This window comes from Streptococcus suis (assembly GCF_002964575.1).
GTDB lineage: Bacteria > Bacillota > Bacilli > Lactobacillales > Streptococcaceae > Streptococcus > Streptococcus suis_R.
On the sequence record NZ_POQQ01000057.1, the window covers coordinates 26857 to 53771 of the forward strand.

The 26915-nt window shown below is 44.3% G+C and carries 24 protein-coding genes and 1 pseudogene; 23 read left to right on the plus strand and 2 right to left on the minus strand.

From position 1 onward, the window contains the following. Positions 1-2: 2 nt before the first annotated feature. From C1E58_RS07910 to alr, 5 genes are all read left to right on the plus strand, one after another. Entirely contained in the window at positions 3-1439 is a 1437-nt protein-coding gene (locus C1E58_RS07910) for a 6-phospho-beta-glucosidase (RefSeq protein ID WP_105209966.1), read from the plus strand. An 83-nt stretch (positions 1440-1522) separates the two neighbouring features. After that, complete coding sequence (locus tag C1E58_RS07915; protein ID WP_105114473.1) at positions 1523-2512, plus strand: lipoate--protein ligase; 990 nt, start codon at positions 1523-1525, stop codon at positions 2510-2512. Positions 2513-2664: 152 nt separating this feature from the next. Further along, a complete protein-coding gene (gene secA, locus C1E58_RS07920; RefSeq protein ID WP_105114474.1) occupies positions 2665-5190 on the plus strand; it encodes a preprotein translocase subunit SecA in 2526 nt (841 codons plus the stop codon). Between the two features lie 79 nt (positions 5191-5269). Then, complete coding sequence (acpS, locus tag C1E58_RS07925) at positions 5270-5629, plus strand: holo-ACP synthase (RefSeq protein WP_105209967.1); 360 nt, start codon at positions 5270-5272, stop codon at positions 5627-5629. After that, positions 5622-6764, plus strand: coding sequence for an alanine racemase (gene alr / locus C1E58_RS07930; protein ID WP_105209968.1), 1143 nt, complete (start codon positions 5622-5624; stop codon positions 6762-6764). The genes acpS and alr overlap by 8 nt, the downstream gene beginning before the upstream one ends. A gap of 490 nt (positions 6765-7254) precedes the next feature. On the opposite strand, the gene C1E58_RS07940 is transcribed toward alr, so the two are convergent. Beyond that, positions 7255-8610, minus strand: coding sequence for an aspartate kinase (locus tag C1E58_RS07940; RefSeq protein ID WP_105209970.1), 1356 nt, complete (start codon positions 8608-8610; stop codon positions 7255-7257). Positions 8611-8791: 181 nt separating this feature from the next. Here C1E58_RS07940 and C1E58_RS07945 point away from each other — a divergent pair, with 181 nt between their 5' ends. The 16 genes from C1E58_RS07945 to C1E58_RS08020 all read left to right on the plus strand — a co-directional run bounded on the left by C1E58_RS07945 (position 8792) and on the right by C1E58_RS08020 (position 21951). Then, positions 8792-9436: an HAD family hydrolase gene (locus tag C1E58_RS07945; protein WP_105209971.1), complete on the plus strand. Its 645-nt coding sequence runs from the start codon at positions 8792-8794 to the stop codon at positions 9434-9436. Between the two features lie 155 nt (positions 9437-9591). Continuing rightward, positions 9592-10383, plus strand: a complete 792-nt coding sequence (locus tag C1E58_RS07950) for an enoyl-CoA hydratase (RefSeq protein WP_105209972.1) — start codon at positions 9592-9594, stop codon at positions 10381-10383. Between the two features lie 79 nt (positions 10384-10462). Continuing rightward, on the plus strand, positions 10463-10897 hold the full coding sequence (locus tag C1E58_RS07955; protein WP_105113994.1) for a MarR family winged helix-turn-helix transcriptional regulator: 435 nt from the start codon (positions 10463-10465) through the stop codon (positions 10895-10897). Then, on the plus strand, positions 10894-11871 hold the full coding sequence (locus C1E58_RS07960) for a beta-ketoacyl-ACP synthase III (RefSeq protein ID WP_105209973.1): 978 nt from the start codon (positions 10894-10896) through the stop codon (positions 11869-11871). The genes C1E58_RS07955 and C1E58_RS07960 overlap by 4 nt, the downstream gene beginning before the upstream one ends. A 58-nt stretch (positions 11872-11929) precedes the next feature. Beyond that, on the plus strand, positions 11930-12154 hold the full coding sequence (locus C1E58_RS07965) for an acyl carrier protein (protein ID WP_002938891.1): 225 nt from the start codon (positions 11930-11932) through the stop codon (positions 12152-12154). Between the two features lie 167 nt (positions 12155-12321). Beyond that, a complete protein-coding gene (gene fabK / locus C1E58_RS07970; protein WP_105209974.1) occupies positions 12322-13287 on the plus strand; it encodes an enoyl-[acyl-carrier-protein] reductase FabK in 966 nt (321 codons plus the stop codon). A 1-nt stretch (position 13288) separates the two neighbouring features. Continuing rightward, positions 13289-14209, plus strand: a complete 921-nt coding sequence (gene fabD, locus C1E58_RS07975) for an ACP S-malonyltransferase (protein WP_105209975.1) — start codon at positions 13289-13291, stop codon at positions 14207-14209. 9 nt (positions 14210-14218) lie between these two features. After that, positions 14219-14953 (plus strand): 3-oxoacyl-[acyl-carrier-protein] reductase, encoded by a 735-nt coding sequence (fabG, locus tag C1E58_RS07980; protein WP_105209976.1) that lies wholly within the window; start codon positions 14219-14221, stop codon positions 14951-14953. 13 nt (positions 14954-14966) lie between these two features. Continuing rightward, complete coding sequence (gene fabF, locus C1E58_RS07985; protein WP_105209977.1) at positions 14967-16202, plus strand: beta-ketoacyl-ACP synthase II; 1236 nt, start codon at positions 14967-14969, stop codon at positions 16200-16202. Then, a complete protein-coding gene (gene accB / locus C1E58_RS07990) occupies positions 16203-16679 on the plus strand; it encodes an acetyl-CoA carboxylase biotin carboxyl carrier protein (protein ID WP_105209978.1) in 477 nt (158 codons plus the stop codon). It abuts the gene before it with no gap. After that, complete coding sequence (gene fabZ / locus C1E58_RS07995) at positions 16676-17098, plus strand: 3-hydroxyacyl-ACP dehydratase FabZ (protein WP_014638565.1); 423 nt, start codon at positions 16676-16678, stop codon at positions 17096-17098. The genes accB and fabZ overlap by 4 nt, the downstream gene beginning before the upstream one ends. Before the next feature lie 296 nt (positions 17099-17394). Next, positions 17395-18768 carry an acetyl-CoA carboxylase biotin carboxylase subunit gene (locus tag C1E58_RS08000; RefSeq protein WP_105209979.1) on the plus strand — a complete coding sequence of 458 codons (1374 nt, stop codon included), beginning with the start codon at positions 17395-17397 and terminating at the stop codon, positions 18766-18768. Between the two features lie 14 nt (positions 18769-18782). Further along, entirely contained in the window at positions 18783-19649 is an 867-nt protein-coding gene (gene accD / locus C1E58_RS08005) for an acetyl-CoA carboxylase, carboxyltransferase subunit beta (protein WP_105209980.1), read from the plus strand. Continuing rightward, positions 19646-20419, plus strand: coding sequence for an acetyl-CoA carboxylase carboxyl transferase subunit alpha (locus tag C1E58_RS08010; protein WP_105209981.1), 774 nt, complete (start codon positions 19646-19648; stop codon positions 20417-20419). The genes accD and C1E58_RS08010 overlap by 4 nt, the downstream gene beginning before the upstream one ends. Before the next feature lie 142 nt (positions 20420-20561). Further along, entirely contained in the window at positions 20562-21224 is a 663-nt protein-coding gene (locus C1E58_RS08015) for a CPBP family intramembrane glutamic endopeptidase (RefSeq protein ID WP_238142256.1), read from the plus strand. A 58-nt stretch (positions 21225-21282) separates the two neighbouring features. Next, positions 21283-21951 carry a CPBP family intramembrane glutamic endopeptidase gene (locus C1E58_RS08020; RefSeq protein WP_105209983.1) on the plus strand — a complete coding sequence of 223 codons (669 nt, stop codon included), beginning with the start codon at positions 21283-21285 and terminating at the stop codon, positions 21949-21951. Positions 21952-22011: 60 nt separating this feature from the next. Here C1E58_RS08020 and C1E58_RS08025 read toward each other — a convergent pair. Further along, positions 22012-22937: pseudogene (locus C1E58_RS08025) on the minus strand (site-specific integrase). A gap of 120 nt (positions 22938-23057) precedes the next feature. On the opposite strand from C1E58_RS08025, the gene C1E58_RS08030 reads away from it, so the two are divergent. Together C1E58_RS08030 and C1E58_RS08035 are read left to right on the plus strand one after the other, a co-directional pair. Further along, the gene (locus C1E58_RS08030) at positions 23058-23633 is read left to right on the plus strand and encodes a restriction endonuclease subunit S (protein ID WP_105209984.1); all 576 of its coding nucleotides are present in this window, start codon (positions 23058-23060) and stop codon (positions 23631-23633) included. After that, positions 23626-26832: a type I restriction endonuclease subunit R gene (locus C1E58_RS08035; protein ID WP_105209985.1), complete on the plus strand. Its 3207-nt coding sequence runs from the start codon at positions 23626-23628 to the stop codon at positions 26830-26832. Before C1E58_RS08030 ends, C1E58_RS08035 begins: the two co-directional genes overlap by 8 nt. The last annotated feature ends 83 nt before the right edge of the window (positions 26833-26915 follow it).

Consider the following 26915-nt stretch of genomic DNA (forward strand, 5'->3'; position numbering starts at 1 on the left):
ATATGCCAACAAAAGTATTTCCAGAAGGATTTTTATGGGGTGGCGCAACAGCAGCCAACCAATGCGAAGGTGCCTATGATGTGGACGGGCGTGGACTTGCCAATGTTGACGTAGTGCCAATTGGTGAAGACCGTGGTGCCATTATCACTGGACGTAAAAAGATGTTTGATTTTGAGGATGGCTATTTCTACCCAGCCAAAGAGTCTATTGACATGTACCACCATTTCAAGGAGGATATTGCCCTCTTTGGTGAAATGGGCTTTAAAACCTATCGCCTATCCATCGCCTGGTCTCGTATTTTCCCTAAGGGAGACGAGCTAGAGCCTAATGAAAAAGGCCTGCAATTCTACGAAGACTTGTTCAAGGAGTGCCACAAGTACGGTATTGAGCCACTTGTGACCATTACCCACTTTGATTGTCCAATGCACTTGATTGAGACCTACGGCGGCTGGCGCAATCGCAAGATGCTTGAATTTTATGAACGCCTTTGCCGCACCCTCTTCACACGTTTCAAAGGCTTGGTCAAATACTGGCTGACCTTCAACGAGATCAACATGATTCTCCATGCACCATTTATGGGGGCTGGTCTCTACTTTGAAGAAGGTGAAAATGTGGAGCAGGTCAAATACCAGGCTGCCCACCACGAGCTTGTTGCCTCTGCCATTGCCACAAAATTGGCCCATGAAATTGACCCAGAAAACAAGGTTGGCTGTATGTTGGCCGCAGGTCAATACTACCCACACACCTGTCACCCACGTGATGTCTGGGAAGGTCTGCAAGAAGACCGTGAAAATTATTTCTTCATCGATGTTCAGGCGCGTGGCTATTATCCAAACTATGCCAAGAAGAAATGGGAACGTGCAGGTATTAACATTGAAATGACCGACGAAGACCTAGCACTCCTGAAAGATCATACGGTGGACTTTATTTCCTTCTCTTACTACTCTAGCCGTGTCGCATCTGGCGATCCAGCAGTCAAGGAAAAGACAGCAGGTAATATCTTTGCTTCTATTAAAAATCCTTACTTAGACGCATCGGAATGGGGCTGGCAGATTGATCCGCTCGGTTTCCGCATTACCCTCAATTCTATCTGGGATCGCTATCAAAAACCGCTCTTTGTGGTGGAAAATGGTCTGGGAGCAGTTGATACGCCAGACGAAAACGGCTATGTGGAAGACGATTACCGTATCGACTACCTCCGTCAACACGTCTTAGCTATGCGCGACGCCATTGTCGAAGATGGTGTTGAACTCTTGGGCTACACTACTTGGGGCTGTATTGACCTAGTTTCTGCTGGAACGGGCGAAATGAAAAAACGCTACGGCTTCATTTATGTTGACCGTGACAATGAGGGAAATGGCACCCTCAAACGCTCTAAGAAAAAATCATTTGATTGGTATAAAAAAGTCATCGCTACAAACGGAGCTGATGTGGAATAATGTTTGAAAGACAGGTCTTCGGACTTGTCTTTTGTTATCGTTTCCACTATAATAAAAATTAGTTAACAATAAAGGAGTTTTGCATGAAATACATCGTAAACAACAGCAATGACCCAGCCTATAACATTGCCCTCGAAGCTTATGCCTTCAAGGAATTAACAGATATTGACGAGATTTTTATTCTCTGGATCAATGAGCCTGCCATCATTATCGGTAAGCACCAGAATGCTATTGAAGAAATCAACAAGGAATTCACAGACGAAAAGAGCATCCATGTTGTTCGCCGTCTGTCAGGTGGTGGCGCTGTCTATCACGACCTCAACAACCTCAACTACACTATAATCTCTAACAAGGCAGACGAGGGAGCTTTTGACTTCAAAACCTTCTCCAAACCTGTGATTGATACCCTTGCGACACTTGGTGTTGAGGCGAATTTCACCGGCCGTAATGATCTGGAAATCGACGGCAAGAAAATCTGTGGTAATGCCCAAGCCTATGCCAAAGGCCGTATGATGCACCACGGTTGCCTGCTCTTTGATGTGGATATGTCAGTCTTGGCAAGTGCCCTCAAGGTCAGCAAGGACAAGATTGAGTCCAAGGGAGTTAAGTCAGTCCGTGCCCGCGTGACCAATATCAACGACGAATTACCAGAGAAGATGACGGTCTTGGAATTCAAAGATGCTATCCTCAACCAGATGAAGCAAGAATATCCAGACATGGACGAGTATGTATTGTCAGAAGACGACTTGGCCCGTATCCAAGAAATCCGTGATACCCAGTTTGCGACCTGGGATTGGACCTACGGTCAGACACCAGAATACACGGTTGAGCGTAGCGTTCGTTACCCAGCTGGTAAAATCACAACATACATCAAGGCCGAAAAATCTGTCATTGAATCCATCAAGATTTACGGAGACTTCTTCGGTATTGGTGATGTGTCAGACATCGAAAACTTGTTGGTCGGCACTCGCTACGAGTACGCAGATGTCCTAGCGAAACTCCAAGAAATCGACACCACACACTACTTCTCACGCATGACAACAGAAGAAGTAGCCAAAGCAATTGTGGCTTAATCTATCAGACTATCCATGAACTTGGATAGTTTTTCGTTTGTTAATACTTTCCACTTGTTCCCGTCTGTGGATTTTTAGGGTTATATCTTGATAAAACATAAGTATTATCTTATAATAGATTATTGATTAAAACTTGAAATAGGATGAAATATATGTTAGCAAATAAACTTCGTTCTCTTATCGAAAATGACAAGGGAGAACAAAGAAAACTTGAAAGAATGGCAGACAAGGTCTTCTCTTATGCAGATGAGATGGAAGCCCTGACCGACGAACAATTACAAGCCAAGACTAATGAGTTCAAAGAACGATACAAAAACGGAGAGACCTTGGATGAATTGCTCTATGAGGCCTTTGCCGTTGTACGTGAAGCAGCAAAACGTGTCCTAGGTTTGTATCCATATAAAGTTCAGGTTATGGGTGGGATTGTTCTCCACAATGGTGACGTGCCAGAAATGCGTACAGGTGAGGGAAAAACTCTAACTGCGACTATGCCAGTTTACTTAAATGCACTTTCTGGAGAAGGTGTACACGTTGTTACAGTCAATGAATACCTGTCAACTCGTGACGGAGAGGAAATGGGGCAACTCTATTCTTGGCTAGGTCTATCTGTTGGAATCAACTTGGCAGCAAAATCATCTTTTGAAAAGCGTGAAGCCTATAACTGTGATATTACCTATTCCACCAACTCTGAAATCGGTTTTGATTACCTTCGTGATAACATGGTTGTTCGTGCGGAAGATATGGTTCAGCGTCCACTTAACTATGCCTTGGTTGATGAGGTAGACTCCATTTTGATTGACGAAGCGCGTACGCCTCTGATCGTTTCCGGTCCTCATGGGTCAGAAACCAACCAGCTCTACTTCTTGGCGGATAAATTAGTTAAATCTTTGAATAGTGATGATTACATCATTGATGTTCCGTCTAAAACGATTGGTCTATCCGATTCGGGGATTGATAAGGCTGAAAAATTCTTCAAGTTAGATAACTTGTATGATATAGAAAATGTAGCCATTACACATTTCTTGGACAATGCCCTTCGTGCCAACTATATCATGATCTACGATGTGGACTACCTTGTGAATGACGAACAAGAAGTCATGATCATTGATCCATTTACAGGTCGTACTATGGAAGGTCGTCGCTATTCTGATGGACTTCACCAAGCTATTGAGGCTAAGGAAGGCGTCCCAGTTCAGAATGAATCAAAAACCAGTGCCTCTATCACTTACCAAAACCTATTCCGTATGTATAAAAAATTGGCAGGAATGACTGGTACAGGGAAGACAGAAGAAGAGGAATTCCGCGAAATTTATAATATCCGTATTATTCCAATCCCTACCAACCGTCCAATTCAACGTATTGACCATGAAGACTTGCTTTACCCAAGCTTGGAATACAAGTTCAATGCAGTTGTTGCGGATGTGAAGCGACGTTATGAAAAGGGGCAACCAGTTCTTGTCGGTACAGTGGCAGTGGAAACGTCTGACTATCTATCTCAACGCTTGGTGGCTGCTGGAATTCCTCACGAAGTATTGAATGCTAAGAACCATTACCGTGAGGCACAAATTATTATGAACGCTGGTCAGCGCGGAGCAGTTACCATTGCGACCAACATGGCGGGACGTGGTACAGATATCAAGTTGGGCCCTGGCGTCTTAGAGTTAGGTGGTCTATGTGTCATCGGTACAGAACGTCATGAGAGTCGTCGTATTGACAACCAGCTTCGTGGACGGTCTGGTCGTCAGGGTGATCCAGGTGAGTCACAATTCTATCTTTCATTGGAAGATGATTTGATGAGACGTTTTGGTTCAGAACGAATCAAGGTCTTTATGGAACGCATGAACCTGACAGAAGAAGAGTCTGTTATTAAGTCTAAGATGCTGACCCGTCAAGTTGAAGCGGCTCAAAAGCGTGTTGAGGGAAATAACTACGATTCCCGTAAACAAGTTCTTCAATACGATGATGTCATGCGTGAGCAACGCGAGATTATCTACCGCCAACGTCAGGATGTCATTACATCTAATCGCGACTTATCACCTGAAATCAAGGCTATGATTAAACGTACCATTGAGCGTCAAGTCGAAGGGCATTTCCTTGGTTCTAACGAAGAAGCAATCGAAGGAATTCTAAAATTTGCTCATGCTAATTTGATTGATGAAGGCTCTTTGAGTTTTTATTACTTTGAAGGACTGAATAAAAAAGAAATCATCGATGAACTCTATGAACGCGCCTTGAAAGTATATGCTTCACAGCTTGAAAAACTACGTGATGAGGGAAGAATACGGGAGTTCCAAAAAGTTCTAATTCTCCGTGTGGTAGATAGCAAGTGGACAGACCATATCGATGCCTTGGATCAATTGCGTAATGCGGTTAGCTTGCGTGGCTATGCTCAAAATAACCCAATTGTTGAATACCAATCAGAAGCCTTTACCATGTTTAATGATATGATTGGCGCTATTGAGTTTGAAGTGACCCGCTTGATGATGAAAGCCCAAATTCATGACAATATTGAGCGTGAACGTGCTACTCAAGAGGCCCATACAACAGCAGCAAAAAATATTATGCCGGTTCAATCACAAGCTGAACAAGAACAAGTATCTTTTGAAGATGTGGATCGAAACGACCCATGTCCATGCCAATCTGGTAAGAAATTCAAAAATTGTCACGGCCGTAAATAGAAAGAACGAAAAGGACTGGACGGCTGTCCACTCCTTTTCGTCGTTCTTGAGAAAGATTTTGATAGGGAGAAGCACTTCAATGATAATTGGACATGGAATAGACCTTCAGGAAATAGAAGCGATTGAGCGTGCTAGGCAGAAACATGATGGTTTTCCCAAACGAATTCTCACAGAAAGAGAATTGGAACGCTATCAAGAGCTACAAGGGCGTCGTCAACTGGAATATCTGGCAGGACGATGGGCAGCAAAAGAGGCTTTTGTAAAGGCGTTGGGGACTGGTATAGGCAAGGTGACCTTTCGGGACATTGAAATTTTAAATGCTAGCAATGGAGCACCTTTTGTCGTTTGTAGCCATTTTTCAGGGAAAGTATGGCTGAGTATTAGCCATTCAGGGAATTTTGTCCAGGCTAGTGTTATTTTGGAGGAGAAAAATGATTGAAAGTGAACATCGACCCACACAAGTTCGAGTCAATTTAGATGCTATCGTTGGAAATCTTGAGCAGGTGATGATGCGCTTGCCAAACAAAACAGAAGCCTTTGCGGTTATTAAGGCAAATGCCTATGGTCACGGTGCTGTTGCGGTAGCTAAAAAATTATCCAGTAAAGTAGCGGGTTTTTGTGTATCGAATTTGGATGAGGCTTTAGAATTGCGCTGGGCAGGTATTGAAGACCCAATCTTGATTTTGGGTATCGTTCCTCCGCACTTTTTACCCTTAGCCCATCAGTTAAATATCAGCGTGACCGTTGCTAGTTTAGAATGGCTGGAGCAAGTGCGAAATGTAAATGCGGACTTATCTGGCTTAGCAGTTCATTTAAAAGTAGATACGGGTATGGGTAGAATTGGTTTTCGAAGTGAGGAAGAAATTCTACAAGCACTGGACCTGCTAGGTAGCTTAGAATTTGACTTGGAAGGTATTTTCACCCACTTTGCAACAGCGGATGAGGCAGATGACAGGCAATTCCAAGAGCAGCTAGCTAGCTTTAATGCTTGTTTGGCTCTCTTGCCAACATTACCACGCTGGATTCATGCCAGTAATTCTGCGACAAGTATCTGGCATGCAGATACAGTATTCAATATGGTCCGTCTGGGTAACATTATTTATGGAATGAACCCAAGTGGAACTACCTTAGATCTACCATTTCCAGTGGAACCAGCCTTGTCTTTAGTGTCAGAAATTGTCCATGTCAAGCAGGTTCAGGCTGGAACTGTAATTGGTTATGGAGCTACTTACACTAGTCCCGAAAAGGAGTGGATTGCCACCATTCCGATTGGTTATGCGGATGGAATGATGAGGAGCTTGCAAGGCTTTCATGTCTTAGTTGATGGGCAGGCTTGCGAGATTGTTGGTCGTATTTCCATGGATCAAATCACCATTCGCCTACCTGACTATTATCCAATTGGTGAAAAAGTTACCTTAATCGGTCGGGATCAGGAAGCTAGTATTACTGTTCAAGATTGGGCAGCCTATATTGGCACAATTAACTATGAAATAGTCTGCCTGCTAACTGACCGCCTGCCTCGCATTTTTGATACTCTTCGAAAATCAAACTCAGCCGTTGTTGACTTGATTTGATGACTGAAAAGCTCCTGAGGAGGTTTTCAGCCTGTTCCCTTGAAATATAAAAGGAACAGAGTTCTATCTGTGTAAGTAGAAACGAACTACGTTTGCTCTATCTCCAACCTCCAAAGGTTCCCCAAACCTTTTTGTAGCGAACTTTGTTCGCCTTATCTCCAACCTCCAAAGGTTCCCCAAACCTTTTTGTAGCGAACTTTGTTCGCCTTATCTCCAACCTCCAAAGGTTCCCCGAACCCTTTTGTAGCGAACTTTGTTCGCCTTATCTCCAACCTCCAAAGGTTCCCCGAACCTTTTTGTAGCGAACTTTGTTCGCCTTATCTCCAACCTCCAAAGGTTCCCCAAATCTTTTTGTAGCGAACTTTGTTCGCCTTATCTCCAACCTCCAAAGGTTCCCCGAACCTTTGGAGCTAGCCTGATTTTGATTTCCATTGAGTATGAACAACAAAAATATCCATGCTATGAAATGATTTAGCATGGATATTTTAATTTATTTATCTTCAAAGAATGCATTGTAAAGTGCTTTGAGGGCTTTTTTCTTCTCTTCTGTTTTAACAACGAACATGACAGAAACTTCACTGGCACCTTGAGAAATCATGGCCAAATTGACATTTTGCTGTGAAAGAGCTGCTGTGGCAGTGGCGGTCACACCGACATGACTCTTCATGTTTTCGCCAACAATCATGATGATGGACAGCCCGTGCTCAATCTCGGCCTTATCCACTTCCAGCTTAGTATTGAGTTGTCGAAGAATTTCTTCCTCCTTGATAGGTGTCAATTCACGTTCGCGGAGGACAATAGACAAATCATCAATACCAGTTGGCATATGTTCAAAGCGGATATTGAGGTCTTCAAGGATTTGCAAGACTTTACGACCAAAACCAACTTCGCGGTTCATCAAGTATTTAGACATGTTAATACTTACGAAATCATCATCGGCAGCGATACCGACAACCGGAACAGTTTTCTCGGTATGTTTGTGGACAATTCGGGTACCGGGATGTTCAGGATTATTGGTATTTTTTATGACTAGAGGAATACGACCACGGTAGGCAGGAAGAAGGGCTTCATCATGAAGTACAGAGAAGCCAGCATAGGCCAATTCCCGCATCTCACGATAGGTTAATTCCTTGATCGAATGTGGATTTTTGATAATGCCAGGGTGGGCGGCGAAGATACCATCCACATCTGTAAAGTTTTCATAGAGATCGGCCTTGACACCAGCGGCTACGATGGAACCAGTAATGTCTGATCCTCCACGTGAGAAGGTACAAATTTGATTATCAATTGTTACACCAAAGAATCCAGGAATAATAAGGATTTCATCCGCATCACGCAGTTCTTCAATTTTGTCATAGCTTGACGGAAGAATGCGAGCATTACCTGGTTCAGAGCTGACGATAATGCCAGCTTTTTTAGGATGAACATAGCGTGCTGGCAGTCCCTTGTAGGTGAAGTATTCAGCAATCAATTTTGCATTGTTATCTTCACCAGCAGCTAGGAAAGCATCATAGAGAAAATCGTTGTTTTCAATTGGAAGGCTAGCCAGAGCTTTAATGCTTTCAGTGATTTTTTTCATGCTCTTGGCAGTGAAACCAAGCTCGTCCACCATTGCCTGATAGCGATTGATAATCCATTCTTGACTAGCAGTAACGTCTTCCCCATTGATGTAGTTTTTATAATATTTGATTAAAGCATCTGTAACCTTGGTGTCCTCAGCATTTCGTTTTCCAGGTGCTGAAACAACGACAAAGCGGCGTTCGGGATCTGACTGAACAATGTTAAATACTTTTTCTAGCTGACTGGCAGATGCAAGAGAGCTTCCGCCAAATTTGATAACTTTCATTCCTATCTCCTTGGATATTTTTTACTATTATAGCAGAATAGCATGGGATTGTCAGTACCTACAAACAAATCTTGTGACTAGTGAGCTTTAAAACGAACGATAGTTTTATCAAAAACTTTCTGAAAACAATAAATTCCTTTCAACTATGCTACAATAAGATGGAATAGAATAGGAGAAAAACATGGTAAAAGCTATTATTTTTGATATGGATGGTGTTCTGTTTGATACAGAAACCTTTTATTTTCAACGTCGGATTGATTTTCTGGCAACCAAGGGACTGTCGGTAGACCATTTAGAGCCATCTATTTTTGTTGGTGGTAGAGCTAGTCAAATGTGGAAACGTATCCTGGCAGATGATTATGAAAGTTGGGATGTACCTGCCTTGGAGGAAGAGTATCGCATTTACAAGGAAAATCGTCCTACTCCTTATGCGGAGCGTATTTTTCCGGATGTAAGAGAGAGTCTGGAGCGTTTGACTACTAAAGGCATACCTCTGGCATTGGCCTCCAATACAGACAAGGAAGAGATTGAACGAGCTTTGTCTGAGGCGGGGATTGCAGAGTATTTTGATTGGACCTTTTCTGGTATGGACTGTCAAGCACCAAAGCCACATCCAGCAGTGTATGAACGGGCAGCCCAAGCTTTAGGAGTGGATAAAGAGGATGTTTTGGTCTTTGAAGACAGCTCTAAGGGGATTGCAGCAGCAAAAGCGGCAGACCTGACTGTTTGGGCTATTCGAGATCAGCACTATGGCATCGACCAGTCCCAAGCTGATCAGCTTGTAGATAGTTTGGGTCAAGCACTGGAACTATTAGACATAGGATAAAAGAGTTGGCTTTGCCGACTTTTTTTCGGATGTCACACTTTATGTAGGGTAAACTAGTGACAAATTTTCATTGTGTGTTAGAATGGATTACAGAGTTTGAGATTTGATGTTCAAATATTTTAAATATCAAACTATTTTTTCGGAAGGAGAATCAGATGGCTTACCAAACAGTTGCTTATGAGGTGATAGGGAACCTTGCTAGACTGACATTCAATCGTCCTGATGTTGCTAATGGCTTTGACATTCCTATGTGTGAAGAGATTCTTGCAGCAATAGAAGAAACGGCTAAAAATGACAAGGTTCACTTCCTACAGATTGCTGCCAATGGTCCTATTTTCTCTGTCGGAGGAGATTTGGTGGAGATGAAGCGAGCGGTGGATGAGGACGATATTCCCTCTCTTGTGCGCATAGCAGAGCTGGTTAATGACATCTCCTTCGCCCTCAAGCAGCTACCAAAGGTTGTCATTATGGTCGCCGATGGAGCAGTAGCAGGCGCAGCAGCCAATATGGCTGTAGCTGCGGATTTTGTCATCGCCTCAACCAAGACAAAATTCATTCAGGCCTTTGTTGGCGTTGGTTTGGCACCAGACGCGGGTGGTATTTTCCTACTCAGTCGTGCTATTGGAGCCAATCGTGCCAGCCACTTGGCTATGACTGGAGAGGGCTTGTCTGCTGAAAAAGCCTTAGAATATGGGATTGTCTATAAGATGGTGGAGCCGGAGAAGTTGGAAAAAACGGTCCAGCAGGTCCTTAAGAAACTCATGCGTGGGTCCATCAATTCCTACGTGGCGATCAAGCAACTGGTCTGGGAGAGTCAGTTCAAGGACTGGGAATCTTATCGTACTTTAGAGCTGAAATTGCAAGAAAGTTTAGCCTTTAAAGAAGACTTCAAAGAGGGTGTAAGAGCCCATGCAGAGCGGAGAAGACCAAACTTTACAGGAAAATAATGAAGATTTTCTGAAAAAATATTTGACATTCAAATTATTTTAGATTATACTTTGATTATCAAAGTAAAGGAGGCTTGTTTTGGAAGATTCAAAAGTAAATGAATATCTGACAGCAATTTTTAATAATGTGTTGGTGATTGAAGAAACAAGTCTTCGCGGCAGTCGTTTCAATGATATTTCTATTAAAGAAATGCACACCATTGATGTCATCGGTGGTATGGATGGTGCGACGCCGAGCGATGTAGCTCGAACTTTGATGGTTACACTTGGTACGGTGACGACTAGCTTAAATAATTTGGAGAGAAAGGGATACGTTGAGCGTATCCGTTCTACCAAAGACAGGCGAGTGGTTCATCTCTATCTGACCAAGAAAGGTCGTTTGGTCTATCGCTTGCACCAACGGTTTCATAATGAAATGGTCAAGCAGATTACAGACGGCATGGATGAGGCAGAATACCAAGTGATGAAAAAAGGGCTCTACAAACTCTATAATTTCTTGGAGGATTTGAAATGAGAACCTTCGCTAAAATCAGTCAGGTTGCCCACTATGTTCCTGAACAGGTCGTGAGCAATGATGATTTAGCACAGATTATGGATACCAGCGATGACTGGATTGCTTCACGGACGGGTATTCGTCAAAGACGGATTGTTGTAGATGAAAATACCAGCAATTTAGCTAGTCAGGTTGCCCAATCCTTGCTAGACAAGTCGGGTGTGGCTGCTGATGAAATTGATTTTATCATCATCGCAACCATCACACCAGATTCAGCCATGCCGTCAACGGCAGCTCGGGTCCAGGCGGCAATCGGTGCCAAGAAAGCTTTTGCCTATGACCTGGTGGCAGCTTGTTCGGGCTTCGTTTTCGCCCTGTCCACCGCCGACAAACTGATCTCCTCTGGTATCTACCAAAAGGGAATCGTGATTGGAGCAGAGGTCTTGTCCAAGACTCTTGACTGGACAGATCGTGGAACGGCAGTCTTGTTTGGAGATGGTGCTGGTGGGGTTTTGCTGGAAGCTAGCTCGGAGCAGCATTTCCTGGCAGAAATCAACCGAACGGATGGCAGTCGTGGTCTCGGTTTGACCTCTGGTCAAACAGGTTTGCACTCTCCTTTTTCAAAAAAGGGAGGCAATCAGCCCTATTTGCAGATGGATGGTCGAGCGATTTTTGAGTTTGCTGTTCGCGACGTGACCAAGACCATCGCCGAGCTGTTAGACAGTCAGGGTCTGACGGGTGATGAGGTGGATTACTTCCTGCTTCATCAGGCAAATAGTCGGATTTTGGATAAGATGGCACGCAAGTTAGGTATTGGTGTTGAGAAATTTCCAGCCAATATGATGCACTATGGCAATACCAGTGCAGCCAGCATTCCTATTCTCTTATCAGAATGTGTGGAAGCAGGCAGCTTGCGCTTGGATGGTAGCCAAACGGTTGTGTTGGCAGGCTTTGGTGGCGGCCTAACTTGGGGAACGCTACTACTGAAACTTTAGTTAATTCCTTGCCTTAGGCAAGATTTTAAAAATTTTTTTATCAAAAAGGAGCACTATCATGGCAGTATTTGAAAAAGTACAAGAAATCATCGTTGAAGAATTGGGTAAGGATGCTGAAGAAGTAACCCTTACAACAACATTTGAAGATTTGGACGCAGATTCATTGGATCTTTTCCAAGTTATCTCTGAAATCGAAGATGCATTCGACATCCAAATCGACACTGAAGAAGGTTTGACAACTGTAGGCGATTTGGTTGCCTACGTTGAAGAAAAAACAAAATAATATTTCTAAGGAAAAGTGCTGGTGAGCATTTTTCTTTGGATAGATAGTTTGATAATCAAAACATTGAAATATCAAACTAATTATTAAGTGAGGGCTTTGCCCTCGCTTGTTTAGCTAATTGTTTGATATTCAAATGATTAGGTAAGCAAAGAAAGAATGAGGGAACTATGAAAACAAAGATTACAGAATTATTGAACATTGATTATCCAATTTTCCAAGGTGGGATGGCCTGGGTTGCAGACGGTGACTTGGCTGGTGCGGTTTCAAATGCTGGTGGTCTGGGCATCATCGGTGGGGGAAATGCTCCCAAAGAGGTCGTCAAGGCAAATATTGAAAAGGTGAAGTCTATCACAGACAAGCCTTTCGGGGTCAATATCATGCTTTTATCTCCTTTTGCGGACGATATCGTTGACTTGGTCATCGAAGAAGGTGTCAAGGTGGTGACGACAGGTGCGGGCAATCCTGGTAAATACATGGAACGCTTGCATGCAGCTGGTATTATTGTGATTCCAGTAGTTCCTAGTGTGGCTCTTGCCAAACGTATGGAAAAACTGGGTGTGGATGCCGTCATCGCTGAAGGAATGGAAGCAGGCGGCCACATCGGTAAATTGACCACTATGACCCTGGTCCGTCAGGTTGTTGAAGCAGTTTCGATTCCTGTTATCGCAGCGGGCGGTATAGCAGATGGTGCTGGTGCTGCCGCAGCCTTTATGCTAGGGGCAGAAGCCATCCAAGTGGGGACGCGTTTTGTTGTTGCCAAGGAGTCAAATGCCCACCCAGCCTACAAGGAGAAGGTCCTCAAGGCCAAGGATATTGACACGACTGTTTCTGCCTCCGTTGTCGGACATTCGGTGCGTGCCATTAAGAACAAACTTTCTACAGCCTATGCTGCTGCGGAAAAAGACTTCCTAGCAGGGAAAATTTCTGCAGAATCTATTGAAGAACTTGGGGCAGGTGCCCTTCGCAATGCCGTTGTGGATGGTGATGTGGTCAATGGTTCGGTCATGGCAGGTCAGATAGCTGGCTTGGTGACCAAGGAAGAAACCTGTGAAGAAATTCTGAAGGATTTATATTTTGGAGCTGCCAAGGTGATTCGTGAAGAGGCGAATCGCTGGGCATCTGTTGGAGAATAAGATGACAAAAACAGCCTTTCTATTTGCAGGTCAAGGGGCTCAGACACTTGGTATGGCCCGTGACCTCTATGACACTTATCCTATTGTCAAGGAAACCTATGATCAAGCTAGTCAGATTTTGGGCTATGATGTGCGGGACTTGATTGACCACCAGGAAGACAAGCTCAACCAGACCCGCTATACCCAGCCGGCGATTTTGACAACCTCACTTGCTATCTATCGTTTGTTGGCAGAAAAGGGGATTGAGCCCGACATGGTGGCTGGTTTGTCCTTGGGAGAATACGCAGCCTTGGTTGCCTCAGGTGCTTTGGCCTTTGAAGATGCTATTGCACTGATTGCCAAACGGGGTGAGTACATGGAAACGGCTGCGCCAGCAGGAACTGGTAAGATGGTCGCTGTCCTCAATGCAGATGCCAACTTGATAGAAGAAATCTGTTCGACTGTTACCTCTGGAATTGTTTCCCCAGCCAACTACAACACACCGGCCCAAATCGTCATCGGAGGCGAGGTGGCTACAGTGGATGAGGCGGTTGAATTGCTGAAGGAAGCAGGTGTCAAACGGATGATTCCGCTCAATGTATCTGGCCCCTTTCACACGGCTCTCCTGCGACCAGCTTCGGAGCAACTGGCTCAGGCCTTGGAGCAGGTGGAATTTGCGGACTTCCAAGTAGAGTTGGTTGGCAATACGGAAGCCAAGGTCATGAAAAAAGAGAACATCCAGTCCCTTTTGACCCGTCAGGTTATGGAGCCAGTCCGTTTTTATGAGTCTATTGGGACCATGCAGGCGGCTGGAGTGAACAAGTTTATCGAAATCGGTCCAGGCAAGGTCTTGGCAGGTTTTATCAAGAAGATTGATAAGACGGCTGAGGTTGTGACGGTGGAAGATGTAACAAGCCTAGAAAGCTTGTTGAATAGCCAATAAGGAGAAATCATGGAACTTACCAATAAAAATGTGTTCGTAACGGGTTCAAGTCGAGGAATCGGCTTGGCCATTGCCCATAAATTTGCCAGCCTTGGTGCCAATGTGGTGCTGAACGGTCGTGGTCAGCTGGGCCAGGACTTGCTGGACAGCTTTTCAAGCTACGGTGTCAAAGTAGTGGCAATTTCAGGAGATATTTCCAGCTCGGCGGATGCCAAACGGATGGTGGCAGAAGCTATCGAAACCCTCGGTAGCGTTGATATCTTGGTCAACAATGCAGGGATTACCAAAGACGGTATGGCTCTTCGGATGACGGAAGAGGATTTCGAGAGCGTTTTAAGTATCAACTTAACCGGAACTTTCAACATGACTCAGGCAGTCTTGAAGCCTATGACCAAGGCGCGTGAAGGGGCTATTATCAATCTATCAAGTGTATCTGGCTTGATTGGAAATGCTGGACAGGCCAACTATGCTGCTTCTAAGGCAGGTGTCATTGGTTTTACAAAATCCATTGCCCGTGAAGTTGCTGGTCGAAATGTTCGCGTCAATGCCATTGCACCAGGCTTTATCCAGTCAGATATGACAGATGTCCTGTCTGATAAGATTAAAGAGGCTATGTTGGGGCAGATTCCTATGAAACGCTTTGGTTTGACAGAAGAAGTAGCGGATGTAGCTGTATTCCTTGCCAAGCAAGAATATCTGACAGGTCAAGTGATTGCAATTGACGGCGGCTTGACCATGCAGTAAGAGAGGTTTGAAAATGACAAAATTTAATCGTGTAGTAGTAACAGGCTATGGTCTGACATCGCCAATTGGCAATACGCCAGAGGAATTCTGGGATAGCCTGGTCAATGGTAAGATTGGGATCGGAAAGATTACCAAGTTTGATACCAGTGAATACTCTGTCCATAATGCTGCGGAAATCAAGGATTTTCCTTTTGACAAATACTTTGTTAAAAAAGATACCAACCGCTATGACAACTATTCCCTCTATGCTCTCTATGCAGCTCAAGAGGCAGTAGCCAATGCTAATCTTGATACAGAAGCCGTTGACAGTGACCGTTTTGGCGTTATCTTATCAACAGGTATCGGTGGTATTTTGGAAATCGAAGAGCAGGTGGCTCGTATGAACGAAAAAGGTCCAAAACGCATTCGTCCTATGGCCCTTCCAAAAGCTCTTCCAAATATGGCGGCTGGAAATATTGCTATGCAAGTCGGTGCAAATGGTGTCTGCAAGTGTGTCATCACAGCCTGTGCTTCATCCAACGATGCCTTGGGAGAAGCCTTCCGTGAAATCAAGTTTGGCTTCCAAGATGTCATGTTGGCAGGTGGCTCAGAAGCAGCCATTACGCCTTTTGCAATCGGTGGTTTCCAAGCCTTGACGGCTATGTCGACTACTGAGGATCCAGAACGTGCGTCTATTCCATTTGACAAGGACCGCAATGGTTTTGTCATGGGAGAGGGTTCCGCGGTTTTAGTATTGGAAAGTTTGGAACACGCAGAGGCACGTGGGGCAACTATCTTGGCTGAAATCGTTGGTTATGGAAATACCTGCGATGCCCACCACATGACGTCTCCACATCCAGAAGGTCTGGGTGCTATTAAGGCTATGAAGTTGGCTATTTCAGAAGCAGGTTTAGAGCCAGCTGACATTGACTACATCAATGCCCATGGAACTTCGACACCGGCTAATGAAAAAGGGGAAAGTCAAGCTATCGTATCCGTCTTCGGCAAGAACACGCCAGTTTCTTCCACCAAGTCCTTCACGGGTCACTTGTTGGGGGCAGCAGGTGCCGTTGAAGCAGCGGCTGTTATAGAGGCGATGCGTCATTCCTATGCACCGAAGACAGCTGGTACGACGGAGTTGTCTGACTACATCGAAGCGGATGTTATCTATGGTCAAGGTCGTGACATGGAAATCCGTCATGCCATTTCAAATACATTTGGCTTTGGGGGTCACAACTCGGTGATTGCTTTCAAACGTTGGGAGGCTTAAGTGAATATTACAGAAATAAAGGACTTGATGAGTCAGTTTGACCAGTCAAGTTTGCGAGAATTTTCATATAGCAATGCTGGGGAAACCTTGCATTTCAGTAAAAACCAGCAGGCGACAGTGGCTCCGAGTGCAATCGTAGAAGCTCCGCTTGCTCCAGTAGCTCCTGCAAGCCCCGCCCCTGTGCCAGCAGTTGAAACCAGTGAGCCAGCTCCAGTAGAAGCAGGTGCCAGCCCTGTGGCAGAGGGTGCGGTAGTGGAAAGTCCACTTGTTGGTGTGGCCTATTTGTCACCAGCTCCAGACAAGCCAGCATTTGTAGCGGTCGGCGATACGGTCAAAAAAGGACAGACCCTCATGATTATCGAAGCCATGAAGGTCATGAACGAAGTACCTGCTGACCGTGACGGTGTGGTCACAGAGATTTTGGTGGCCAACCAGGATGTTGTAGAATTTGGACAAGGATTGGTACGCATCAAATGATTGATATTTTGAAAATTAAAGAGGCTCTTCCTCATCGCTACCCTATGCTCTTGGTCGATCGTGTCCTTGAAGTATCGGAAGACGAGATTGTCGCCCTCAAAAATGTGACCATTAACGAGCCATTCTTCAACGGGCATTTCCCAGACTACCCTGTTATGCCAGGCGTTCTCATCATGGAGGCCTTGGCACAAACCGCAGGTGTCTTGGAGTTGTCCAAGGAAGAAAACAAGGGCAAGCTGGTCTTTTATGCCGGCATGGACAAGGTCAAATTTAAGAAGCAAGTTGTACCTGGCGACCAGTTGATTATGACAGCTAAATTTGTCAAACGCCGTGGAACCATTGCGGTCGTTGAGGCAAAGGCAGAGGTGGACGGAAAATTGGCTGCGTCTGGGGTGTTGACTTTTGCTATCGGAAACTAAATCAGTTCTCCCTTTTATCTTTTATTGCGTCGACGAACGAGGAAACTTCGTTTCCTTATTTCCAACTTCAAATAATTTCATCATTATTTGAACTCGTTTTGCCGTACCCAAGTACTGTCTACAACAATTGATACGAATTTTATTCGTGTCATTTCCAACCTCCAAAGGTTTCCCAAACCTTTGGAGCAAGCACTAAAAGTAAAATGAAGAACTGCTATTGATAACCATTATTTAATATTCTCACCTTGAGATTGTTATAACAATTATTCTATGTTAAAAAGGAGATAGGATTCATCATGTTTGAGAAGATTTTGATTGCCAATCGTGGTGAGATTGCGGTGCGGATCATTCGTGCGGCCAGGGAATTAGGGATTGCGACTGTGGCTGTCTATTCAGAGGCTGACAAGGAAGCTCTCCACACCATGTTGGCAGATGAGGCTGTCTGTATCGGCCCAGCCCGTTCGACAGACTCCTATCTCAATATGCAGGCAGTCATCTCGGCGGCTGTTGTGACAGGTGCCCAGGCTATTCATCCTGGCTTTGGATTTTTGAGTGAAAACTCTAAATTCGCTACCCTCTGTGAAGAGGTCGGTATCAAATTTATCGGGCCTTCGGGGACGGTCATGGATACCATGGGCGATAAAATCAATGCACGGGCAGAGATGATTAAGGCCCAAGTGCCTGTCATTCCAGGATCAGACGGCGAAGTTTTGACCAGCCAAGAAGCCCTTGAAATCGCTGAAAAGATTGGTTACCCCGTCATGCTCAAGGCATCGGCAGGTGGTGGCGGCAAGGGGATTCGTAAGGTGGAAAAAGCCGAAGACTTAGTGCCAGCCTTCGAATCGGCTTCCAGCGAAGCCAAGGCAGCCTTTGGCAACGGAGCCATGTATATGGAGCGAGTTGTCTATCCCGCCCGGCATATCGAGGTGCAGATTTTAGCGGATCAACACGGCCATGTCATCCATCTGGGAGAACGGGATTGTTCCCTTCAACGCAACAACCAGAAGGTTTTGGAAGAAGCTCCGTCTATCGCCATTGGTCAGACCATGCGGGATCGTATCGGTCAAGCAGCTGTGCGGGCAGCCCAGTCTGTTGGCTATGAAAATGCGGGAACCATTGAGTTCCTCTTGGACGAAGCCAAGGGCGAATTCTACTTCATGGAAATGAACACACGGGTGCAGGTGGAACATCCTGTTACCGAATTTGTCACTGGTGTGGATATTGTCAAGGAGCAAATCAAGATTGCGGCTGGGCAGGAACTCAGTGTCCGCCAAGAAGATGTGCGGATTACAGGCCATGCCATTGAATGCCGTATCAATGCTGAAAATCCAGCCTTCAACTTCGCCCCAAGTCCAGGTAAGATTTCCAATCTCTACCTGCCAAGCGGTGGCGTTGGTCTGCGTGTGGACTCGGCAGTTTACCCGGGCTACACTATTCCGGCTTACTATGATTCTATGATTGCCAAGGTCATCGTGCATGGGGAAAATCGGTTTGAAGCCCTGATGAAGATGCAGCGAGCTCTCTACGAATTGGAAATTGACGGAGTGGTGACCAATACCGACTTCCAGCTGGATTTGATTTCCGATAAGCATGTGGTGGCAGGTGATTACGACACTGCCTACCTCATGGAAGAATTTTTACCTCGCTATCAGGAAGAATTAAAAAAGTAAACTAGGAGAATGCTATGGCTTTGTTTCGCAAAAAGGACAAATATATCCGCATCAATCCCAATCGTTCGCGGATAGAGTCAGCACCTCAAGCAAAGCCAGAGGTGCCAGATGAACTATTTTCTAAATGTCCAGCTTGTAAGGTCATCCTTTACAAGAATGATTTGGGATTAGAGAAAACCTGTCAACACTGTTCCTATAATTTTCGGATTACAGCCCAGGAACGCCTGGCTTTGACAGTCGATAAAGGCTCGTTCGAGGAATTGTTTACAGGGATTGAAACCACAAATCCGCTGGACTTTCCCAATTATCTAGAGAAATTGGCAGCCACCCGTCAAAAGACAGGTTTGGACGAGGCTGTTCTGACAGGCAAGGCGACCATCGGCGGTCAGCCAGTTGCCCTTGGCATCATGGATTCGCACTTTATCATGGCTTCTATGGGAACGGTAGTTGGTGAGAAAATTACCCGCCTCTTTGAGTTGGCTACTGAAGAGAAACTGCCAGTCGTCCTCTTTACCGCATCTGGTGGTGCTCGCATGCAGGAAGGCATTATGAGCCTGATGCAAATAGCCAAGATCTCGGCAGCTGTAAAACGCCATTCCAACGCTGGCCTCTTTTACCTGACGGTCTTGACAGACCCCACAACAGGAGGTGTGACGGCTAGTTTTGCTATGGAAGGCGATATTATCCTGGCTGAGCCACAGACTTTGGTTGGCTTTGCAGGCCGACGGGTTATTGAATCAACTGTACGTGAAAATCTGCCAGACGATTTCCAGAAGGCTGAATTTTTACAAGAACACGGCTTTGTCGATGCCATTGTCAAACGCCAGGACTTACCAGCGACCATTAGTCGCTTGTTGAGAATGCATGGAGGTGTCAGATGACCAGTGATGTAGCACGTATGATCCGTTTGGCACGTGACCAGGCTCGCCTGACGACCTTGGACTATGCCACACAGCTCTTTGATGACTTTATCGAACTGCACGGCGATCGGAATTTCCGCGATGACGGAGCTGTAGTGGGTGGCATCGGCTTTCTAGCGGGTCAGCCGGTGACAGTCATCGGTATCCAGAAAGGCAAGAACCTCCAGGACAACCTCAAACGCAACTTCGGTCAGCCCCACCCAGAAGGCTACCGCAAAGCCCTTCGCCTTATGAAGCAGGCGGAGAAGTTTGGTCGTCCTGTTGTCACCTTTATCAATACCGCTGGAGCCTATCCAGGCGTTGGTGCTGAGGAGCGTGGACAGGGCGAGGCCATTGCCCGCAACCTCATGGAGATGAGCGACCTCAAGGTGCCTATTATCGCCATTATCATTGGTGAGGGAGGCTCTGGCGGAGCACTTGCCCTAGCAGTCGCAGACCAGGTTTGGATGCTGGAAAACTCCATGTACGCCGTCCTCAGCCCTGAAGGTTTCGCCTCTATCCTCTGGAAAGACGGCAGTCGGGCCATGGAGGCGGCAGAACTCATGAAGATCACTTCCTATGAGCTGGAGAAACTCCAAGTGGTCGATCGGGTCATTTTAGAAAATGGCAGAGCGACCAAGGAAGTCTTGTCTGACATCAAGGAAAATCTGGTCAGCCAGTTGGCTCAACTACAAGCCTTACCACTTGATCAACTACTCGAAAACCGCTATCAACGCTTTCGAAAATACTAGGAAGACCTAGTATTTTTTCTTGGTTTTTATTGACAAAATATTTGTATTATTGTAAAATTGTTTTATATAAACAATACAAAAAATATAGGCGTCAGGATATATTCTATATAGTCGATGTTCTGTAGTAGTAAAGGAGATTGGTGTGGAAAAATTTAGGTATTGTATGAAATGGCTTGGTCGAAAACTTTGGATATTACTGAGAGTTTTTGGTTTTATGCTGATTGCAGCTCTTCCAGATTTGATTTTGGATGCGTCTTCTTCGCCAGTAGCTCAATATGTTGCAGGTCTGATCTCGCTGATTGTGCTTGCGTTTATGTGCTGGCGAGCTGAGAGGAATGGAATTGCCATTTGGGATAGAAAAATCCTGACCTGGAAGGGCTTTGGGTTGGTAGCACTAACATTTTCCGTAGCTTATTTAAGTAAAAAGCTGGGTTATTTTATTATGGATTTTCAAGGGATAGAGGATACTGCCAATCAGCTTGATATTGAAACGATTTTGCAGAAGATTCCAGCTTGGCTAGCCTTCATAAATTTTGTATGTCTACCTGCTATTTCAGAAGAAATAATTGTTAGAGGTTATCTGTTCAAGAAGTTATTTGAAAAGTACAAGGTTTTGGGAATTGTAGTATCAGGCTTGATTTTTGCCTTCTTGCATGGACCGACAGATTTGGGTTCTTGGATTATTTACGCAAGCCCGGGTTTCTTATTGGGCTACCTCTATTACAAAACTGACTATCTTATCTACCCCATTGCAGTACATTTTATTAATAACGCTTGGGCCTTTTTGGCTTACTATTATCTATAGTTTTTGAGCAAGAAGGTATGGACATGGTCTACATGGAGAAGTGGATAGGAGTTTGGAAATGCTAGAAACATTCAGTCAAAAATTAGAGTGGTTTTGTCGGAAAATCTGGATTTTACTGCTGGCCTTTCTATTGTTGCTTCTCGATCATATTCCAATTTCTATATTGGAACAATCAACCTCGCAAGTCGCTCAATGGACTGTAGGCCTATCTTCTATTGGAATAATGGTCTTTATGTGTTGGTTGGCAGAAAGGAAAGGGCTAGCCATTTGGGATAGAAAAATCTTAACTTGGAAGGGTCTGGGTATTATTCTCTTAACCTATATTGTGGCTCAGTTATTCAAGTATCTCGGGCAGTTTATCATGGACCTTCAAGGGATTGAAGATACCGCTAATCAGATTGGCATTGAAAAGTTGTTACAAACGATACCCTTTTGGTTAGCCTTTGTAAGAATAGCCTGTCAGGCAGCCATTACCGAGGAGATCATTGTCAGAGGCTATCTATTCAAAAAGTTATTTGAAAAGCACAAGATCCTAGGAATTGTAGTATCTGGTTTGATTTTTGCCTTCTTACATGGACCGACAGATTTGGGATCTTGGATCATTTATGCCAGCCCAGGATTTTTAATGGCTTATCTCTACTACAAGACAGATTACCTCATCTATCCCATGGCAGTGCATTTTATCAATAATGCCTGGTCGGTGGTGGCATTCTACTATTTTCAATAAGGGAAACGAAAAGACGATTCCGTTCGGAGTCGTCTTTTTGCCAAGGTAGAAATATGGAATTTAACAAAGCCCTGAGAGTGACCGCATGATCAAATCAACATCTTGGTTTTCCAATTCACGAATGATGTGAAGATAGGTCTTTTGGGTTGTTGTCATGCTTGCGTGACCAAGCCGTCTAGCGACACTGGCGATGGATACACCAGCAAATAATAAAATCGAGGCGTGCGTATGCCTAAGAGCATGAATAGTGATGATAGGGAGATTTGCACTTAGACAGCGTTTTTCAAGAACAGCATTGATAGTAGAGTTGTAAATCCGCTCTTTCTTCACGAAAAGTAAGTCATCGGGTTGGCTACCTTGCAATAAGTTGGCGAATTGCGTACTGGTTTGCCAGTCAAGTTGGATTTTCCGGACAGAAGATTTATTTTTTGTAGGTAAAAAACCGCCTCCTCCTTTATAATTCCATGTTTTGTCAATGGTTAGTAGTTGGCGGTGAAAATCAAAGTCTTGGGTGGTCAGAGCGAGGGCTTCGGAGAATCGAATACCTGTTTTGGCAACCAATAGGATGAGCCAATCCCAATTTAAGTTTTCACCGAGATGTAATTCTTGTATCAACTGATGAAGTTCAAATTGGCTGAGGTATTTTGTTTTCTTCTTTCGAGGAAGTTTTCCCTTGATAATCACCTTGCGGGTCGGATCTCGCTCTAGGATACCCTCGTCAACAGCATCTAAAATGGCTCCTTTCAACTGATGATGAAAATCCATGGTTGTCTGTCGTTCATGTGTTTTTGCATAGCTGTTGATCAACTCTTGGTAACGAAGTCGATTCAAATCCTCTAACAATAGATTGGGAGCGAGTCTGATGATCCATTGCAATGTCATACGATATTTTTTAAGGTGATTTCGCGGATTGCTCCTTCCTTATAAACCTGAAGCCAGTTTGCATAGTAGTGATGGAAAAGTATTTTTTCTTCTGATAAGTTCATAGCAGAACCTCCTTTTTTAATTTTTAAAAATTACATAATAAGTTGACAAAACAATGGGAAGTTGCTATACTTATTTTAACAAAAATGTAATTATAAAAAATTTCAAAAGAAAGGGTGCTTATGAAACTGGAAGAATTAGCTCTCTTTACGGGCGGAAGCTTGCAAGTTCGATTGGATGCAACCGGTTTGGAAGATATTAAGGCCTATGTTCTCTACAATCAGCAACATCATCAATTAGATGGTTATGAAGTGATAGAGGAAACAGTAGACAGTCGGACGGTGAGGACGGACAGAGAAGTGACCTTGCTAAAGGAAGGGGACTTGCTCTTTAGTTTGCTATCTGGAAAGGCTGTTTTAGTGAGAGCGGAACACGCAGGCTTCCTTTATACACAGAACTATATCAAAATTGATCCGATTGCACAGCTTGACAAAGCTTTCTTGCTCTATCTTATCAATGAATCCTCTGATATTAGACGGCAGTTTTACCAAAGCTTACAAGGTAGTGAGGTATTAAAATACACAGTAAAACAATTGAAAAGTTTACAATTAGGTCCCTTGCCAGATTTGGACATGCAGGTTAGATTAGGGCGGGTTTACTTGGATGGATTAGCCTTACGGCATAAGCGTTTCTCATACGCACAAGGGGATTTTTCTCGATTAACACATTTGATAAAGGAGGTTTACACACATGAATGAATTAGCATTTGAAACAGAATTGATTCAATATATTACAACAGGGACTATTACACATCCAGAACACCTAGAAGGTCTAGAATGGTCTGTTAGTGATTCTTCTACCCTTTATGCAGTCAAGTCTAAGCTATGGACCTATGAGCCGACTATCAAAACAACTGAGCAATTGTGGGAAAATTTTCGGACGATTCTCTGGCAACATAATCAGCATCGATTGGACAAACCCCTGAGTGATACGGAGTTTGCTCAAGTTAAGCAGATTATTTCAGATCTCAAGACTCCCTATGAGGCTGGTCAGTTTTTATATGGTGTCAGTGGGGTTTCAGAATTAGAGATTACGCTTGATGATGGACGGCATACATTCTTGACGGTATTTGACCAACGAAAGATAGGTGGCGGGGATACGGTCTATCAAGTGGTGAACCAAATCCATCGTGCTCCAAAAATCCCTGGACGGCAGGAGCGTCGGTTTGACACGACCTTACTGATTAACGGCTTACCTATTATTCAAATCGAAGAGAAAAAAGATACTCGGAATGTTGACGAAGCATTGAACCAAATGCACCAATACATCCAAGAACGGCAATATACGGATATTTTTTCCACCTTACAGATACTGGTTGGCATCACTCCAAACAATGTTCGCTACATGGCCAATACCACTGCGGAGAAATTCAATAAGGACTTTGCTTTCCACTGGCAACGCAAGTCTGATGGTGGCAAGGTTCGGAATTGGAAAGAGTTTGCAGATTCTATGCTCAGCATTCCCATGGCCCATCAGATGGCGACCAACTATATGATATTAGATGGTACACCGCAGAAACAAATGTTGAAAGTTATGCGTCCCTATCAAGTTTACGCCACTCAGGCAGTCATTGAGGGGATTAAAAAAGTGGATTTTGAACTAGGCTGCAATAAGATTGGCTATATTTGGCATACAACAGGTTCAGGTAAGACCATCACTAGTTTCAAAACTGCTTGGCTAGCTAGTCGAATGCCAAAGGTGGACAAGGTTGTCTTTCTAGTGGACCGTATTGCCTTGACCAATCAAACCAAGGATGACTACCTGGCCTATGACCCGGAAGCAGGGGAAAATAGCTTTGGTAGTATCCGTGAAACTCAGAATACCACAGCCTTGGCGCGACAGCTGTCCAGTAAGGATAATGGGATTATCGTCACCTCTGTGCAAAAATTGGACACACTGGTGAAGAGGAAGTCCTTCAAATCCCCAGATAAGCATATCGTGTTTATCGTTGATGAAGCCCATCGGTCAACAGGTGGAGATAGTTTTGCAGGTATTCAAAAAGCCTTTAAAAAAGCGGCTTGGATTGGCTATACAGGAACTCCCAACCTAGATGATACAGGAGCTAGTCTGCGGACGCAAGATATCTTCGGTCCCCTTCTTCATGCCTACACTATTAAAAATGCCATTAGTGATCGCAATGTACTAGGGTTTAAGGTGGATTTTGAAACGACCATCAATCAGGAACACATGAAAACAACCTACTTGCCAGATTTTTACAGGCAGAAATATCCGAGTTGGACAAGTGCACAGATTGAGGAAAAGATTGCCAATCTAAGTCCAGATGATATGGATGATGCGGTGACTTCCAGTGTTTATGATGAAAATCCAGAGCATGTCCGCTTGGTCGTTGAAGATGTCTTCAAACACTGGGCAAATCGCTCTGGTAGTGGTCGTTACAATGCCTTATTTACCACTCATGTAGGCGGTGGCAAAGCCTCCACGCCCATGGCCATGATGTATTTCAGGGAGTTTCAACGGACTAATCAACTGCATCGGGAGCAAGGTGGCTTGGTCTTGAAAGTGGGTGTTACATTTGCCTTGAATACTCAAAACAACAATAGCATGGTCGAGTCAAATACTGGTTTGCTGGAAGCTATTGAGGTCTATAATGCAGAATTTGGGACATCCTTTGGCTTGTCAGATGTTTCTGCTTATACAGAAGACCTGGTTAGTCGTTTGAACAGAACGGCCAAGGACAAGAACTATTTGGATCTAGTGATTGTTGTAGATCAGCTTTTGACAGGTTTTAATGCTCCTGAACTCAATACTTTGTATGTTGACCGAACCCTAAAAGGTGCCAGTCTTATCCAGGCTTACTCCCGCACCAATCGTGTGGAGGATATGGATAAGAAACCTTTCGGACGTGTGGTCAATTACCGCTGGCCTGCCCATAATGAGAAATTGATGAACCAGGCCTTGGCCATCTATGCAGATGATAGTGCAGCCAATTTGTCAGATGAGGAACAAAAAAATAATAACGAAAAAAATGGATTGGTAGCAAAACCCTTCAAGGAAGTGTTTGCTGAGGTAAAACAAACTGTCGAACAATTGAGAAAGTTGACAGATGATTTCAATGATATTCCGAAGTCTGAGAAAAAGCGTGAAGATATGTTGGAATTGCTTCGTGCATACAATCAAGGCATGTCCAAGCTCAAACAGTACCAGCCTGAGTTAGTCGATGGAGTATTGGAGGGATTTGATTATAATCAACCAGAGCGTTTCATTGAAAGCTTGGGAATGTCAGTAGAGGAAGAAAAACTCTTGACGACGGTTTTGGCAAACGAATTGAAACGAGCCTTGGCTAAAGAGCAAAAAGTAAGCATTCATCAGATCGAACTCAAGATGACTCATATCAAGGAAGTGACGATTGACTACGATAAATTGACAGAATTAGTAGAACTCTTGCTGAATCAGGTTCATGATGAGAAGATGATAGAAGCGGCAGCTACTAAGGATGAATTAGACAGATTCGCCAGTGGTTTGGACGATCATAACTACGCAGATCAGATCCGTCAGACAGGGGATGCCATCTACCGAGGAGATTTCCCAACAAAAGATATGAATATGACTTATCCAGTCAAGGGTATCGATAGCCAGAAGATTATCCAAGATGCTTCGCACGTTTACATTGACAAGAAACTCTTTGCTTTCCGAATCCAATGGGGGCTGACTGAGCATATTCGCAACCAAGAACTGCGGGAGTTGATGGCACCACACCGCTATGGTCAGAAGGATTTGGATGATACGGGTCACTTGCGTGCTTTGATAAAAGAAGCCAGTCGAGATTATCAGACCAGGGCAGATGACGATACTGTCAAAGGACTAGGAAAGATTCAATACCGCAATCAATTACGACAGGCCATCTATGATTTGGCAGATGACTTGGTTGGTCAATAGCTTGCGATTTTGTCGGATGGTAGCGTATAATAGAATGGAAATCATCCGAAAAATTGCAAAAATAACTTTCAGAAATAAAAGAA